The organism is Bordetella flabilis (assembly GCF_001676725.1).
GTDB classification, from domain to species: Bacteria; Pseudomonadota; Gammaproteobacteria; order Burkholderiales; family Burkholderiaceae_B; genus Bordetella_C; species Bordetella_C flabilis.
The window spans coordinates 2,193,521-2,207,857 of record NZ_CP016172.1 but is presented as its reverse complement, the minus strand read 5'-3'; the positions used below and the strand labels follow the sequence as shown (position 1 = coordinate 2,207,857).

Here is a 14,337-nt window from a genome sequence, read left to right as displayed (position 1 = left end):
TACCCAAGACATGCTGGCCGCCTTCATCTTCGTCCTGACTCTGGCCCTGGTCATCATCCAACCGCGTGGGCTGGGTGTCGGCTGGAGCGCCGCGGGCGGCGCGCTACTTGCGCTGGCCACCGGGGTGGTGCACCTTGGAGACGTCGCGGTGGTGTGGCACATCGTCTGGAACGCCACCGCCACGTTCATTGCCATCATCATCACCAGCCTGATCCTGGACGAAGCTGGCTTCTTCAAGTGGTGTGCCCTGCATGTGGCACGCTGGGGACGCGGGCACGGGCCGCGCCTCTTTGCCCTGATCGTGCTGCTGGGCGCCGCGGTGTCGGCGCTGTTCGCGAACGACGGCGCGGCACTTATCCTCACGCCCATCGTCATGGAAATGCTGCTGGCATTGGGATTCGGAGCCGGCGCCTCGCTGGCTTTCGTCATGGCGGCCGGCTTCATCGCCGACACAGGCAGCCTGCCGCTGATCGTCTCCAATCTGGTCAATATCGTCTCGGCGGACTTCTTCGATATCGGCTTCGTGCGGTACGCAGCCGTGATGGTGCCGGTGAACCTGGTCTCGGTTGCGGCCTCGCTCGGCATGCTGTGGCTGGTATTCAGGCGCACGATTCCGCAGCGCTATGAAGATGGTGAACTGCCCGAACCTCGCACCGCCATACGCGATCAGGCCACTTTTCGGGCAGGCTGGGTGGTCCTGGTCCTTCTGTTGGCGGGGTTCTTCGTCCTGGAGCCGGCCGGCATTCCGGTGAGCGCGATCGCCGCGGCTGGCGCATTGGGCCTTCTGGCGGTCGCAGGGCGCACCCATGTGGTCGGCACCCGCCGCATCATGCGCCAGGCGCCCTGGCATATCGTCGTTTTTTCCCTAGGCATGTACCTGGTCGTCTACGGGCTGCGCAATGCCGGCCTCACCAACCACCTGACGGCGTTCCTGTCCTGGTGCGCACTCGGCGGCACCTGGGGCGCGGCGCTGGGTACGGGGATCGCAGCGGCCGTGCTGTCGTCAGTGATGAACAATCTGCCTGCCGTCCTGGTGGGTGCGCTGTCCATTGCCGACACGGCGACGACAGGCGTAGTGCGCGAGGCCATGATCTACGCAAACGTGATCGGCAGCGACCTGGGTCCGAAAATAACGCCGATCGGAAGTCTGGCAACGCTGCTCTGGCTGCACGTCCTTGCCCGCAAGGGCCTGAACATCGGATGGGGGTATTACTTTCGCGTCGGTGTGCTGCTGACCCTCCCCGTGCTGCTTATTACGCTGGCGGCGCTGGCTGTGCGGCTGGGGTGATCGACCGGCTACACCACTTTATTCCAGCCAATAATAAACACATCAAAATTCATTATTTATGGAAATAACACGCTGCGGCTTACAGTGTGCCTTTCGGCCGCGCCGGTGAGCGCGGCCGCTGCAATTTCGGGCTTCAGACCATGTCTTCCAACGCAACGACTCTCGACTTCAGCGGTACCCGCGCACCTTCGCGCGTAAACAGCCTGCCCTTATGCCTCGCACTCCTCCTGCTGGTACTGGGAACGTGGTACCTCGACAGTACGGTCGGCTGGCGGCAGGCAGGCCTATGGATCACCGGTGGCTTGCTCGGCGTAACGCTATACCACGCGTCCTTCGGCTTCACCCAGGCTTGGCGGGTGTTCGTTTCGGACCGGCGTGCGGCGGGCCTCCGAGCCCAGATGGCCATGCTCGCCGTCGGCGTACTGCTCTTCTTTCCCATCCTGGCGCAGGGCTCGCTGTTTGGCCAGACCGTAGCCGGGCTGGTGTCTCCGGCCGGCACCTCGGTGCTGCTGGGCGCTTTCCTGTTCGGCATAGGCATGCAGCTCGGCGGTGGCTGCGCGTCAGGCACCCTGTTCGCAGTGGGCGGCGGCAATACCCGCATGATCGTCACCCTGCTTTTCTTCGTGGCCGGCTCCGTCGTCGGCACGTATACATTTCCCTGGTGGTCCGCGCTACCGGCCATCAAGCCGACGTCCTTTGTGCTGTCCTGGGGACCGCTGCCAGCCATCGTCGCCAATCTCGCGGTGTTCGGATTGATCGCATGGGCCGCGACGCGGCTGGAACGCCGGCGTCACGGCCGCCTGATTTCGTCCGCCTCGCGCACCGATCGACCTGCCGGCCTTCTGCGCGGTCCCTGGCCCATGGTCTGGGGTGGGGTCGCCCTGGTGGCGTTGAACCTGGTAACCCTGGCCCTCGCCGGCCGCCCCTGGGGCATCACGTCGGCCTTCGCGCTATGGGGCGCCAAGGCGTACGACGCCATGGGCGGCGACGTCGCCGGTTGGGCGTATTGGGTCAAGCAATCCAAGGCCTTGGCCGCGCCGCTGCGCGAGGACATCACGACGGTCATGGACATCGGCCTGATGCTGGGCGCACTGGCTGCAGCGGCGGCAGCGGGCAAGTTCGCGCCGGTGTGGAAGCTGCCCGCCCGCTCCCTGGCGGGGGCCGTCGTGGGCGGCCTGCTGCTCGGCTTCGGCGCACGCATGGCGTACGGATGCAATATCGGTGCATATTTCAGCGGCATCCTCTCCGGCAGCCTGCACGCCTGGCTGTGGCTGCCTGCCGCCTTCGCCGGCAGCGCGCTGGGCGTCCGCCTGCGCCCTCTTTTTGGCCTGGCCGTGGAAAAGTCGCCACCGCCCAGCAGTTGCTGAATCGGCCCGCCCACGCCCCGGCGTAGCGCGTCGGAAGGCGCGCAACTGGATGCCTCACCCCAAGAACCGGCATTGCGCCAGCCTTCGGGAGGCTTTCTTCATGCTACCCCGGCCCTTCGTGCGCCGGGCATTTCGCAAACCGCCAGGCTGTTTTTGAACGAGCGGACAGCCCGCTTTCTGTTATGGTTTGCCGCGTTCCGTTCTAAAGACAGCGGAAGACCGTCGGAAAGGGAAGAAAATGTCCTGGTTTGCCATAAGATTTTCAACGTTCGCCCTGGTCACTGCAGGTGCGATCATCGCCCTGGCATTGAGCCTGCACAATACGCTCATGTGGCTGTGGGCCGCCGTGCCGCTGCTTGGCTTGATGCTGCTGGGAATTTATGACCTGAGCCAGACCCGGCACGCGATCCGGCGCAACTATCCGATCCTGGGCAATCTGCGCTTCCTGTTCGAAGCCATACGCCCCGAGATCCGGCAGTACTTCCTGGAAGACGACACGCAGGCCACGCCGTTCTCCAGGGCACAACGGTCCATCGTCTACCAGCGCGCAAAAAAACAGGTGGACAAGCGACCTTTCGGCACGCAGGAAGAGGTCTACAACGACCGCTACGAATGGATGAACCATTCGCTGGTACCGGCGCACGTGGCCGACAGCGATTTCCGGGTCACCGTAGGCGGGCCCGACTGCAAACAGCCATATTCCATCTCGGCGCTGAATATCTCGGCAATGAGTTTCGGCGCCCTGTCCGGCAACGCCATCACCGCGCTGAACGAGGGTGCCCGCATCGGCAACTTCGCGCACGATACCGGTGAAGGCGGCATCAGTCCCTATCACCGCAAACCGGGAGGATCGCTGATCTGGAACATCGGTTCCGGCTATTTCGGCTGCCGCGATGAACAGGGCAACTTCTCGGACGAGGCGTTTGTGCGCAACGCCCGCCTGCCGCAGGTCAAGATGATAGAAATCAAGCTGTCGCAAGGCGCCAAGCCCGGCCACGGCGGTATCCTGCCGGGCGCCAAGGTTACGCTGGAAATCGCCGACACGCGCGGCGTGGCCCCCTGGAAGGACTGCAACTCGCCGGCCGGACACAGCGCCTTCGACTCACCCGTCGGCCTCATGCATTTCATTGCGCGCCTGCGCGCACTGTCGGAAGGAAAACCCGTCGGCTTCAAGCTTTGCGTCGGACACCCATGGGAATGGTTCGCGATCGTCAAGGCAATGCTGGAAACGGGCATTACGCCCGACTTCATCGTGGTGGACGGGGCGGAGGGTGGCACCGGCGCCGCTCCTGTGGAGTTCGTGGACCATGTCGGCACGCCGCTGCGGGAAGGCCTGCGACTCGTGCACAACACCTTGGTCGGCGTGAACCTGCGGGAACGCATACGCATCGGCGCATCTGGCAAGATCATCACGGCGTTCGACATGGCACGCGCCATGGCCCTGGGTGCTGACTGGTGCAACGCCGCCCGTGGCTTCATGTTCGCCATCGGCTGTATCCAGGCGCAATCCTGCCATACCGACAAATGTCCCACCGGGGTGGCGACGCAGGATCCGATACGACAACGTGCCCTGGTGGTGCCGGATAAGGCCCAGCGCGTGGCGAACTTTCATGGCAACACCTTGCATGCGCTGGCCGAGCTGCTCGGGGCCGCCGGACTGACGCACCCCAGCGTCCTGCGTCCGCATCACATCGCACGCCGCATCTCGTCGTCCGAAGTACGCCTGCTATCGGCGATCTTCCCCGAGCTCGCGCCCGGCGAACTGCTCGAGGGCAAATTCCGGCACCGGGTATTCGAGGTTGGCTGGTCCATGGCCCGTGCCGACTCATTCCAGCCGGCCCGCGACATCACGGCGGCGCTGGCCGTGGCGGACAGGCCAGCCGCCGACGTAGCGGCCTGAGCGCCCCCAGACAGCGCCCACTACGGCGCCGTCAGGTCCGTACCGTTCCGGACGGCACAACGCTTGCGGGGTGTGGGCAAGGCTGGGACGGCACTGCGCCGGCATCCCGGCACATTGACCAAGGAGGCTCACATGGCAACACGATATGACCCCGACGCGGACTTGGCGGACGTGTCTCCGCCGGGGCACGGCAACCGCGCATTGGGACCAAGCGACTCATCCGACTCGGCCAGCGATGTAGGTCCGGGGGCGCCCGACACAGACACCGACGCGGCCGGGACGGGTGAGAGGGCGGACGTGGAAGGCGAGCCGGACGGCCCGATGGCCGACGATATTGCCCCCGACAACATCGTGGATGAAGGAAGCGCCGGCCTGGCGCACACCCCGCCGGATCCTACCCGCAACGGCGGCTGAGCAGACAGGTCAGCCAATCGCGATGAGAAGGAACGGACGGGCCTGGCGGCCCGTCCTCGTTCATGCCGCCTGGCGGTGGGCGGCCTTCGAAAGCAAGGCCAGGAATTCCCGATTGAAAGCCGGAATGTCATCCGGTTTGCGGCTGCTTACCCAGTTCTGGTCGACTACCACTTCCCGGTCCACCCACTGAGCGCCGGCGTTGCGCAGGTCGTCCTGCAACGACGGCCAGCTCGTCATCGTCCGGCCGCGCACCAGCCCGGCCGACACGAGCAGCCAGGCACCATGGCAAATGACCGCCAACGGTTTGCGTGCTTCCGTCATGCGGCGGACGAAATCCTGAGCCTTGGGATGCTGCCGGATCTCATCGGCATTGACCACGCCGCCAGGCAGCAGGACGGCGGCAAAATGCTGAGGGTCCGCCTCCGCGAACGTCAGGTCCACGTCCACCTTGTCGCCCTTGTCCGTATGCTTGAAGCCTTGGATCGGCTCCTGCTTGGCGGAAATGACGACTACTCTCGCCCCCGCCTGCTGCAGCGCCCTGCGGGGCTCCAGCAACTCGGCTTGTTCAAAACCATCGACGGCGAGAATCGCCACGGTAACGTCTTTCAAGGCATCAGCCATATTTGCACCTCGTGAATTGCGCGTTGGTCCAGTCGCCGGGGAACCGGCAATCGCTCTCGGAAAAGAGCAAGCGCAATGCCACTTGGCCGTCCCGCCCCTGAAGGGCGGCTGCCGCCGGGCGACGGCGGCGCAGCTTACTTGGCCCGGCCGGAGGCTTCTGCCTTGGCGGCAGCCTCGCCGTTCACCTTGGGATAATGGCCGGCGGCCGCATACTCTTCCAGCCGGTTGTACAGCGTCTTGAGGCTGATTCCCAGGATCTCGGCTGCGTGCTTCTTGACGCCGCCGCACTGCTCCAGCGTCGCGAAGATCAAACGGCGATCGGCATCGGCCAGCGGAACACCAACCGGAACCGTAATCTGCGTCCCGGTGGCAGCTTTTTCGGGCGACATCTGCAAAGGCACAATACCCGCGCGGATCTCGTTGTCGTCGGCGAGGATGAAGGCCCGGTGCACATAGTTCTTGAGTTCGCGCACATTGCCGGGCCAAGTGTGGGCGCGCAGGCTTTCAAGGGTATCCGCGGCAAATTTTTTCTGGGCGCCACGTTCCTGGTTCAGCATATCCAGGTAACGCTGGGCGATCAGAATCACGTCGTCGCCGCGTTCGCGAAGGGGCGGCAGCTCCAGAGGGAACACATTCAAACGGTGGTACAGATCCTCTCGAAGCTTGCCCTCGGCCACCGCTTCTTCGGGGCTGCGGTTGGTCGCCGCCACGACGCGGACATCGCTGGCAATCTCCCGGTTGGTGCCCACCCGCATGAACAGGCCGGTCTCGAGCACGCGCAGGAGCTTGACCTGCAGATCGATCGGCATTTCCGTGATCTCGTCCAGGAAAAGGGTACCGCCGGCCGCGCGCTCGAAATAGCCCTTATGCTGGCGGTCGGCACCCGTGAAACTGCCACGCTCGTGCCCGAACATTTCGCTTTCGATGAGGTTGGGCGAAATCGCTCCGCAGTTCACCGGCAGGAAAGGCCCCTTGCGCCGCGCGCTGAGCTCATGGATGGCTTGTGCGGCGAGTTCCTTCCCTGTCCCGCTGTCGCCCATCAGGAAGACAGTCGCTTCGGTGGGCGCCACCTTGGCGATCTGCCGATACAGCTGCTTCATCGGCGCCGATCGTCCCAGCATCTTGCCGAAACGGTCCTCGTCCTCGAACGGCCCGCCCCAGGGCGAAAGATCGGCGTTGCGCGGCATGCGGCCCAACACCATTTTCAGCCGTTGGATATTAACGGGTTTGAGCAGATAATCGATGGCGCCCAACCGCAGAGCATCCACGGCGCTTTCCACGCTGGCGTGGCCGGTAATGAAAACGACGTCCACATTGGGCGAGCTGAGCGCCTGGAAAATATCGAGGCCGTTGCCGTCGGGCAATTGCAGGTCGGACAAGACCAGGTCGGGCGACTGGCGCAGGATCTGTATTTTTGCTTCGCGCAGGTCGCTCGCTTGAGCAACAGTGAATCCTTCGTCCTTGACGATCTCGGCCAGCGCCGTTCGCACGGGAGATTCGTCATCGACGATCAAAACATGTGGCATGCGCAGTTTCCGTAGAATTCGAGTTTCGGGCTTTCGAAGACGCGGCGCCCCGGCCGGCGTCCCCGCCGCCTCCATTCTATCCGCTGCTGACCAGACGACGCATCGCAATAAAGACGGATGCGTATGCATAAGGCAGGCGATTTGTGGGAGCGAAGCTTATCCCGGCGTACCGCCTATAAACGTAATCAATTCGTACAGTTGGCTAACGATTTCATCCACTTTCAAGTGCTTGCAATGGCGGGTATGCTCGCTGAGTACGATCAACAAACATAGCGCCAAATCATGACCATGCCGCGTCCCGGCAGTTTGGCATCATCAAGAGGAACCCGAATGCCCAACGCTTCCGCGTCCGTGCGCGCGCCTGGAGCGCGCGCCGACTACAACAACCTGCCCGACCCGTCCGCGATGGGAAAGTGCGAAGCCATGCAGAAGCTGGCCGAGCAGATCGACAAAGTGGCGGGAACGGAAGCCAGTGTGCTGATCGTAGGCGAGAGCGGCACAGGCAAGGAACTGGTCGCACGTTCCGTCCACGCCCGTAGTGCGCGCGCCGACCAGCCCTTCGTCCCGGTGAATTGCGGCGCCATTCCCGCCAGCTTGATCGAAGCGGAATTGTTCGGGCACGAAAAAGGCAGTTTCACGGGCGCGATCGCCCAGAATATCGGCTATTTCGAACACGCCAGCGGCGGCACGCTGTTCCTTGATGAAGTCACGGAAATGCCGCTGGACATGCAGGTACAGCTGCTGCGGGTGCTGGAAACCGGGACATTCCACCGCGTGGGCGGCCTGCAGCCGGTGCGGGTCAACGTCCGTATCGTGGCCGCCACCAATCGCGACCCCTACACCGCCGTCACCGAAGGCCGGTTCCGCGAAGACTTGCTGTACAGATTGGCCGTCGTGCCCCTGCGTGTGCCGCCATTGCGGGAGCGGTTGGAAGACGTACCGTATCTGGCCCAGCGTTTCCTGGACAGCTTCAATGCGGCGGAATCGACCAAAAAGGTCTTCTCGAAGCGAGCCATGGAGACTCTGACGGCTTACGACTGGCCCGGCAACGTCCGTGAGCTCAAGAACACCATACATCGCGCTTTTATCCTGGCCGACAATGTCGTGGAGATTGCCGGCCCGGCGCTATCGCGGCGGACGCCGAAAACACAGGTTGCTCAAGGCACCTTGAAGATGTGCGTGGGAACTTCTTTGCTGCAGGCGCAGCGCGAACTGATCCTCGCGACGCTGGCCCATCACCAGGGCGACAAACGGCGCACTGCGCGCACCTTGGGCATCAGCCTGAAGACCCTCTACAACCGTCTGGGCACTTACGACGCCTCGACGGCCTCGCATTCGGGATAAGGCGACCGCGCAGGGCGCGGCACGCCCTACCCCGCCCTCATGACCAGTACGGCGGCTGTCCGTAATACTCGTGGATGTCCGCCGCCCACGCGGGATCGGCCATGCGGGGCCAGTTTTCCTTGTCGAAACCGGCGGCATTCCGCAACCGCTCCAAATCGATATCCAGCAGGAAGCACTTGCGGTCCGTATCCAGCGTCAAGGCGCTCCAGGGGATGGCGAACAGCTTGTCGCCTATACCCATGACGCCTCCCCGTGCCAGGACTGCGTAGGCCACACGCCCGCTGGGCACGTCCACCATGATGTCTTGCAGCGTACCCAGCTTCTCGCCCGCGAGGTTCAACACGTCGTTGCCCTCCAGGGTGGCGGCGGCCATGATTTCCGGCCCCGGGCCCGAGCCGGTTTTTTTTGCCGATCCAACGATGCGGGTTTCGGCGGGCGAGCCCGCCGCGGCGACGCCCGTCGGCGGCGCGGTATCGCGGCCATGATCCATGACAATGTCTCCTGCGGTAGCCGGACAAAAACGGATCGGCCGGCTGCGGGAAGTAATTACATGAATGCGTAATTCCGCCAGACCGACAGGGTCATGCGGCCGACGGCGCACAACCCCAGCGGCAAGGGACAGCATGAGGCGTGCCCCGGAAAACCAATGAATACGCGGGTTTGGAGCTTGCGTTGCAATCAAGCGCGCCGCACAAAAAAACTGGCACACCCTTTGCTTACGTCTTCATTGGATGGGATGGGAGTTTCCGTTCCGGCTTTTTACGGAGACAGCAATTGACACATCAAGCCACGTACGAACTCAGGGCGCGCCAGCAAACCAGCCTGACGCCGCGGCTCCAACAGTCGGTAAAACTGCTCCAGATGTCCGCGCTGGAATTCACCCGCGAGATCGAGCAGGCACTGGCAACGAATCCATTTCTGGAGGAAGGGGATGAAGAAGGCGTCGCCACGGCGGCCGACGACGCGGCCATGGCGGCGGGTCCCGCGACAACGGTGCTGAACGACACCATATCGGCGGCTGGCGATATGCAAGCACCAGCCCTTACCGAGGCACCTGCGGAGGTAATTACCGAACTGCCCGAGTTGCCCGACATGCAGTCGGAATACTCCGGCGATTACCCCGCCGCGCGGGCGACCGGCGATGGGGACAGTGACGTCGGGCAATGGGCACGCAGCATGGAGGACTTGCGCGACCGCTTGCGCACCGAACTATGCAGTTATCGGCTGGCGCCCAGGGATCGCCTGATGGCCGAATACATCATCGAAGGCCTGGACGAGGAAGGCTACCTGCGCACCGATTTGACCGATCTCGCCGGTGAGGGCGTATTCGACCCCGCACCGGAACCGGGAGAATGGGAGGTCGCGCTCAAGCTGGTGCAGCAGCTGGATGTGCCGGGACTGGGCGCCCGCAACCTGGCGGAGTGCCTGCGCCTGCAGTTGACCGCAATGGAGGAAGACACGCCGGGACGCACGCTGGCGATGCACATCGTCGAGCAGCAACTGGAACGACTGGGCAAGCACGATTTCTCCGGACTCACGCGCGTATGCCAGTGTAGCGACGACGAGTTGCGCCAGGCTTGCGCACTGATTCGGCGGCTCGATCCCCGGCCCGGCCTGCGCTATGCAAAACCGGACTCCAGCTATGTCGTGCCGGACGTCGTCGTACAGAAGTTCAATGGCCAATGGATCGTCACACCGAACCGGGCAGCCATGCCGCGCGCAAGGTTGCATCGCGCGTATGCCGACCTGTTCCGCAATGCGCGCTACAGCGATCGGTCTCCGATGGCTCAGGAGCTGCAGGAGGCGCGTTGGCTGATCCGTAACGTGGAGCAGCGCTACAGCACCATACAGCGCGTCGCGGAGGCGATCGTACTACGGCAGCAGACCTTCTTCGAATACGGCGAAATCGCCCTGCGCCCCTTGATGCTCCGCGAGATCGCCGACGAGCTGGAGATCCATGAATCCACCGTGTCGCGCGCGACCAGCAACAAATACATGGCCACGCCACGCGGCATTTTCGAATTCAAGCATTTCTTCTCGCGCGAGCTCTACACGGATACAGGCGGAAGCTGCTCGGCCGCCGCGGTGCGTGCGCTGATCAAGGAAATGATCGACGGTGAAGACGCGTCCACACCTTTGTCGGACGTCGACCTTGCGCATCTGCTGGGCCAGCAAGGGGTCATGGTGGCACGTAGAACGGTCTCCAAATACCGCGGCCAACTGAAGTACCCGCCTGCGGAAATGCGTCGCCAGTACTGACGGTCACTCGTAGCGGAAACGACAAGGGGGCGCTCGATGCGCCCCCTTGTCGTTCACATCACATCGCCTGGGTACAGGCGTGGCGAGGCCCTACTTCTTGTCAGGAGCCGTATACGGCGCACCGCCACCCTGGGTAGGAGACACGTTCGTGTTCTTCATGTCGGAGGGCAAACGAGGCTCGCCGTCCTTTCTGAGATCACTGCCGGAGGCATCGCGGTTGACCGGCGCAGTCGTGGTCGGCTGTGACGAGTAGGGTGCGGGCGCGGGAGTACCGGGAGGCACCTTGCTGTTATTCGGCGGCGTGGCCGTCGAATCGTTCGGCGTGGTGGTCGGCGTCGTGGGCGCGCTCTGCTGCGCCAGCGCGGCGCTGGAGCCAATGGCCGTGGCAAGAATCAACATGGATGTCAGGCGACTCAGCTTCATAGTGTTCTCCCTTGGGTGACAAGTATGGACACCGTGTACAGCAAACTGCATGCCCATCCTATTGCTCCGATCCAATCCGCGGTTTATGGGTACGCCCGCATCGCGTGGCCTGGCCCCTGGATTGCGCTCTACGCATGGGCACAACGCTTGCGAGCTCCACAGTACCCAACAAGGGTAAGGCCAACCGGTCAATCTAACGTAGAAGGAGTACCGCCCATGAGCCCCATCAAACTCGCCCTCAGCGCCGTGTTCGTCAGCATCCCGGCACTGGCTTTCACAGCACATGCCCAGACGCAAGCGCCCATGACCAACAAGGAAATCGATGCGCAGTATCGGGCCGACCAGAAGAAGTGCGACGCATTGAAGGGCAACGATAAGGACGTCTGCGAAAAGCAGGCGAAGGCAACGCGAGACAGCGCCAAGGCCGACACCAAGCAGGCGAAGGAAAAGGCGGAAGCCCGGCATGAAGCCACCAAGGAGAAACGCAAATCCGAGTACGACGTCGCCAAGGAAAAGTGCGACGCGATGTCGGGCAATGCGAAGGACGCCTGCATGGCGGACGCCAAGACGCGCTTCGGCAAGTAGCCATTCCTGAGACTTGCAGGCGTGCAAAACCGGGCTGCTTCGCGCAGCCCGGTTTTTTCGTCTGAGCCCTATCCCATGCCTGCCGAGGCGGCGGTCCGGTGCCAAGCACCGCGTCAACGCCACCGTAGCGCGTGCGGCCTCACAGCCATCGCTCGAACAAACGCGATATGGTCTCCATGAAACGGGCCTTGATGCCGCGATCGGACCAGGCTTGCTCGTCGATGCGCGTGGAGCGCGCGACATCGTCCGCGAATAACGCCTCCATTTGATCGCCGAACTCGCGTCCGAGGATGACGGCGTTCAGCTCATAGTTCAGCGCGAAACTGCGCCAATCAAGGTTGCTGGAACCCACCGTTGACCAGACGCCGTCTATGACGGCTGTCTTCGCGTGCAGCAACGCGTCGCGACGCTCATAGATCTTCACGCCAGCCTCCAGCAGCGCGGTGTAGTGAGATCGGCCGGCATGAAACACCAGTGACGAATCCGTGAAGCCCGGCAGGACGATGACCACATCGACCTTGCGGCGCGCGGCATCCATCAAGGCCTGGACGAAAGCGGGGTCCGGCACGAAGTAGGCCATCGTGATGTGGATGGACTGCTGTGCGGACTGGATGGCCGACATGAGAGTCAAATACAGGTTATAGCCATCGCGGTCTCCGGGCCGGTTCGCGATGATGCGCATGATCGTGTCGCCCTGCGGCCTGGCCGCGGGAAAGAATTCGCGAGCGTCCAGCGGTGGCCCATGCTGCTCCTGCCATCCCGCTTGCATCACCCGCTCGATGTCCGCGACGGCCGGCCCGTCGACCCGTATCTGCGTGTCGCGCCAGGGTACCTCTTTGGGATTCGGCCGCTGGCCTTCTGCTTTGCCGCTTCTTATGAGCGCAGCCGATGAACCGCCGGATGAAGAGGACTCATACACGTCGCTGATATTGATGCCGCCGAGAAATCCGACCTTGCCGTCCACCACCAATAGCTTGCGGTGGTCGCGGTTGTTGGGAGCCCAGCCGGCGCGGGCCTTGGCAGGATTGACGGGATTGAAGATAACGACCTGAACGCCCGCGTCCCGCATGCGGTCGAATAGCGTTGCCGGCGTGCCGAGCGTCCCGACGCCGTCCACCATGAGCGCAACGGCAACACCCTGCCGCCGCTTGGCAATGAGAGCATCCGCGAAGGTTCTGCCAGCCTCGTCGTCATCGAAGATGTAGCTTTCCATGTGGACGTACTGGCGCGCGCCCCGTATCGCCTCGAGCATGGCGCGATACGTGTTTGGACCGTCGGCAAGCAGCGCAACGCGGTTGCCCGCAACCAGCGGCGATCCGTTGATTGCCTCTTCGACCTGCAGATGGCGTTGCAGGAAACCGGATTCGGGATCGCCGGATACGGCTGGCGCCGCCTGCCCCGGGGTACCTTGGCCTTCGTCGAGTTTCTTGACGAGTTCCTGGCTGCGCTGATAGCTGAGCCAACCCGCCTGCGTGGCGATACGAATCTGGCTTTGAGAGGCGCTGACCTCGCTGGCGTCCGGCACCGTCGCGCACGCGGCAATGAGGCAGCCAAGCCCCGCGAGCACGAGGGCCCGCAAAGACCGTTTCATGATGACTCCCTGGACGAACCGACACGGCCGAAGCGCCGCTCGTGGCGCTCGGCAAGTGCCGCATACTGGACGCGATGACGAAAGCCGCGGCCCTTACACGAAGCGAACCGCTCGGGACATCGTGCGCGCCTTATCCGTTCTTGTTCTTGCGCTCGCCCTCGGCCAGCGACGGGGTTGCCTGGCGCGACCCTTGATTACGCTCGGCATCCTCCTTCTTGGGAAAGCCGAAGTCGCGATCCTCATACTTGCCGTGGTCGTAGTCGCCCTTGTAGCCGCCTTGGTCTCCCTTCTGGAAGCCACGGTCCTTCGCGGCGGTGTCCCATTCCTCCTGTTTGTCCAGTTCGTGGGATACGCGCGGCGGCCCTTCCCTGTGCGTTTCCGCCTGTTCGCCGGCGGGGTGCGTGTCGCTGCCAGCGGTCTTGTCACGTTCATCGGTACGTGCGGCTTTCATGGTCATCTCCTTACATCATGGAATCGGACAGCCCGGTCCGCAGGCCGCCCCTGTCGGTACGCGTTTCGTCTTGCGCAGGCACTCGCGACAGATGACGACCGCGCACTCGTTCAATGCCTTGCCCGCCCGCGTCGCGCAGCAACTGCGCGCCTTGCACTTCCTCGCCCGGTTCTGCAATGACTGCCACGAACGCGGCCTGAGGCGGCACGCTGCCGTCACCTCGCGCCGCATGGCGCTCGAACAGCACAAGCAACGTGCTGGCGAGAGAACCCACCAGCGCACCAACCGCAGTGATCCCGACGCCGTAGGCGTCGGGAATCCCCATCAACGCCGATACCGTGGCGCCAACCGCCGCCCCTGCCGCGGCCAGGGCCGCGGTCCTGGCCATCGCCGCGTACACCAGACGCCCCGGCCAGCGCTCCCCACGCCGCCCCGACATGCGGTTGTCCCCCGCACGGAAGACGCTGACAGCGTCCTCGTGGAAACCGTCCGTCACGAGCGCATGCGCAGCGCTTGCCGCGGCCGGCAAGCTATCAAAACGCGCGATGATAATCAACGACATGGCGAC

14 protein-coding genes are annotated in these 14,337 nt (G+C 63.6%); 7 read left to right on the top strand and 7 right to left on the bottom strand.

The features are described 5' to 3' along the window. The first annotated feature begins 10 nt into the window (after positions 1 to 10). From BAU07_RS09630 to BAU07_RS09615, 4 genes are all read left to right on the top strand, one after another. On the top strand, positions 11 to 1,288 hold the full coding sequence (locus BAU07_RS09630; RefSeq protein WP_066656627.1) for an arsenic transporter: 1,278 nt from the start codon (positions 11 to 13) through the stop codon (positions 1,286 to 1,288). Positions 1,289 to 1,428: 140 nt separating this feature from the next. After that, positions 1,429 to 2,655 carry a YeeE/YedE family protein gene (locus BAU07_RS09625; protein ID WP_066665207.1) on the top strand — a complete coding sequence of 409 codons (1,227 nt, stop codon included), beginning with the start codon at positions 1,429 to 1,431 and terminating at the stop codon, positions 2,653 to 2,655. A 238-nt stretch (positions 2,656 to 2,893) separates the two neighbouring features. After that, positions 2,894 to 4,555 (top strand): FMN-binding glutamate synthase family protein, encoded by a 1,662-nt coding sequence (locus BAU07_RS09620; RefSeq protein WP_066656619.1) that lies wholly within the window; start codon positions 2,894 to 2,896, stop codon positions 4,553 to 4,555. Between the two features lie 132 nt (positions 4,556 to 4,687). Further along, positions 4,688 to 4,969 carry a hypothetical protein gene (locus BAU07_RS09615; protein ID WP_066656611.1) on the top strand — a complete coding sequence of 94 codons (282 nt, stop codon included), beginning with the start codon at positions 4,688 to 4,690 and terminating at the stop codon, positions 4,967 to 4,969. A 60-nt stretch (positions 4,970 to 5,029) separates the two neighbouring features. On the opposite strand, the gene BAU07_RS09610 is transcribed toward BAU07_RS09615, so the two are convergent. Beyond that, positions 5,030 to 5,590 carry a type 1 glutamine amidotransferase domain-containing protein gene (locus tag BAU07_RS09610; RefSeq protein WP_066656608.1) on the bottom strand — a complete coding sequence of 187 codons (561 nt, stop codon included), beginning with the start codon at positions 5,588 to 5,590 and terminating at the stop codon, positions 5,030 to 5,032. Between the two features lie 134 nt (positions 5,591 to 5,724). Further along, the gene (locus BAU07_RS09605) at positions 5,725 to 7,116 is read right to left on the bottom strand and encodes a sigma-54-dependent transcriptional regulator (RefSeq protein ID WP_066656605.1); all 1,392 of its coding nucleotides are present in this window, start codon (positions 7,114 to 7,116) and stop codon (positions 5,725 to 5,727) included. Between the two features lie 330 nt (positions 7,117 to 7,446). On the opposite strand from BAU07_RS09605, the gene BAU07_RS09600 reads away from it, so the two are divergent. Further along, the gene (locus BAU07_RS09600; RefSeq protein WP_157122155.1) at positions 7,447 to 8,460 is read left to right on the top strand and encodes a sigma-54 interaction domain-containing protein; all 1,014 of its coding nucleotides are present in this window, start codon (positions 7,447 to 7,449) and stop codon (positions 8,458 to 8,460) included. A gap of 37 nt (positions 8,461 to 8,497) precedes the next feature. Here the strand turns inward: BAU07_RS09600 and BAU07_RS09595 are convergent, their stop codons facing one another. Then, positions 8,498 to 8,950: a PRC-barrel domain-containing protein gene (locus BAU07_RS09595; protein WP_066656603.1), complete on the bottom strand. Its 453-nt coding sequence runs from the start codon at positions 8,948 to 8,950 to the stop codon at positions 8,498 to 8,500. 284 nt (positions 8,951 to 9,234) lie between these two features. On the opposite strand from BAU07_RS09595, the gene BAU07_RS09590 reads away from it, so the two are divergent. Further along, positions 9,235 to 10,719: an RNA polymerase factor sigma-54 gene (locus tag BAU07_RS09590; protein ID WP_066656601.1), complete on the top strand. Its 1,485-nt coding sequence runs from the start codon at positions 9,235 to 9,237 to the stop codon at positions 10,717 to 10,719. Positions 10,720 to 10,809: 90 nt separating this feature from the next. On the opposite strand, the gene BAU07_RS26750 is transcribed toward BAU07_RS09590, so the two are convergent. Then, the gene (locus BAU07_RS26750; RefSeq protein WP_084025540.1) at positions 10,810 to 11,142 is read right to left on the bottom strand and encodes a hypothetical protein; all 333 of its coding nucleotides are present in this window, start codon (positions 11,140 to 11,142) and stop codon (positions 10,810 to 10,812) included. A 216-nt stretch (positions 11,143 to 11,358) separates the two neighbouring features. On the opposite strand from BAU07_RS26750, the gene BAU07_RS09585 reads away from it, so the two are divergent. Continuing rightward, a complete protein-coding gene (locus BAU07_RS09585) occupies positions 11,359 to 11,727 on the top strand; it encodes a hypothetical protein (protein ID WP_066656599.1) in 369 nt (122 codons plus the stop codon). A gap of 139 nt (positions 11,728 to 11,866) precedes the next feature. Here BAU07_RS09585 and BAU07_RS09580 read toward each other — a convergent pair whose 3' ends face one another. The 3 genes from BAU07_RS09580 to BAU07_RS09570 form a co-directional block, all read right to left on the bottom strand. Beyond that, positions 11,867 to 13,318: a phospholipase D-like domain-containing protein gene (locus BAU07_RS09580; RefSeq protein ID WP_066656596.1), complete on the bottom strand. Its 1,452-nt coding sequence runs from the start codon at positions 13,316 to 13,318 to the stop codon at positions 11,867 to 11,869. A 130-nt stretch (positions 13,319 to 13,448) separates the two neighbouring features. Next, entirely contained in the window at positions 13,449 to 13,769 is a 321-nt protein-coding gene (locus BAU07_RS09575; protein WP_066656594.1) for a hypothetical protein, read from the bottom strand. A 10-nt stretch (positions 13,770 to 13,779) separates the two neighbouring features. Then, positions 13,780 to 14,325, bottom strand: coding sequence for a hypothetical protein (locus tag BAU07_RS09570; RefSeq protein ID WP_157122154.1), 546 nt, complete (start codon positions 14,323 to 14,325; stop codon positions 13,780 to 13,782). Between the last annotated feature and the right edge of the window lie 12 nt (positions 14,326 to 14,337).

Excerpts from the sequence above, each read along its gene's own strand:
- BAU07_RS09630 (WP_066656627.1), top strand. The coding sequence starts at position 11 with ATGCTGGCCGCCTTCATCTTCGTCCTGACTCTGGCCCTGGTCATCATC.
- BAU07_RS09625 (WP_066665207.1), top strand. The coding sequence starts at position 1,429 with ATGTCTTCCAACGCAACGACTCTCGACTTCAGCGGTACCCGCGCACCT.
- BAU07_RS09620 (WP_066656619.1), top strand. The coding sequence starts at position 2,894 with ATGTCCTGGTTTGCCATAAGATTTTCAACGTTCGCCCTGGTCACTGCA.
- BAU07_RS09615 (WP_066656611.1), top strand. The coding sequence starts at position 4,688 with ATGGCAACACGATATGACCCCGACGCGGACTTGGCGGACGTGTCTCCG.
- BAU07_RS09610 (WP_066656608.1), bottom strand. The coding sequence starts at position 5,590 with ATGGCTGATGCCTTGAAAGACGTTACCGTGGCGATTCTCGCCGTCGAT.
- BAU07_RS09605 (WP_066656605.1), bottom strand. The coding sequence starts at position 7,116 with ATGCCACATGTTTTGATCGTCGATGACGAATCTCCCGTGCGAACGGCG.
- BAU07_RS09600 (WP_157122155.1), top strand. The coding sequence starts at position 7,447 with ATGCCCAACGCTTCCGCGTCCGTGCGCGCGCCTGGAGCGCGCGCCGAC.
- BAU07_RS09595 (WP_066656603.1), bottom strand. The coding sequence starts at position 8,950 with ATGGATCATGGCCGCGATACCGCGCCGCCGACGGGCGTCGCCGCGGCG.
- BAU07_RS26750 (WP_084025540.1), bottom strand. The coding sequence starts at position 11,142 with ATGAAGCTGAGTCGCCTGACATCCATGTTGATTCTTGCCACGGCCATT.
- BAU07_RS09585 (WP_066656599.1), top strand. The coding sequence starts at position 11,359 with ATGAGCCCCATCAAACTCGCCCTCAGCGCCGTGTTCGTCAGCATCCCG.
- BAU07_RS09580 (WP_066656596.1), bottom strand. The coding sequence starts at position 13,318 with ATGAAACGGTCTTTGCGGGCCCTCGTGCTCGCGGGGCTTGGCTGCCTC.
- BAU07_RS09575 (WP_066656594.1), bottom strand. The coding sequence starts at position 13,769 with ATGAAAGCCGCACGTACCGATGAACGTGACAAGACCGCTGGCAGCGAC.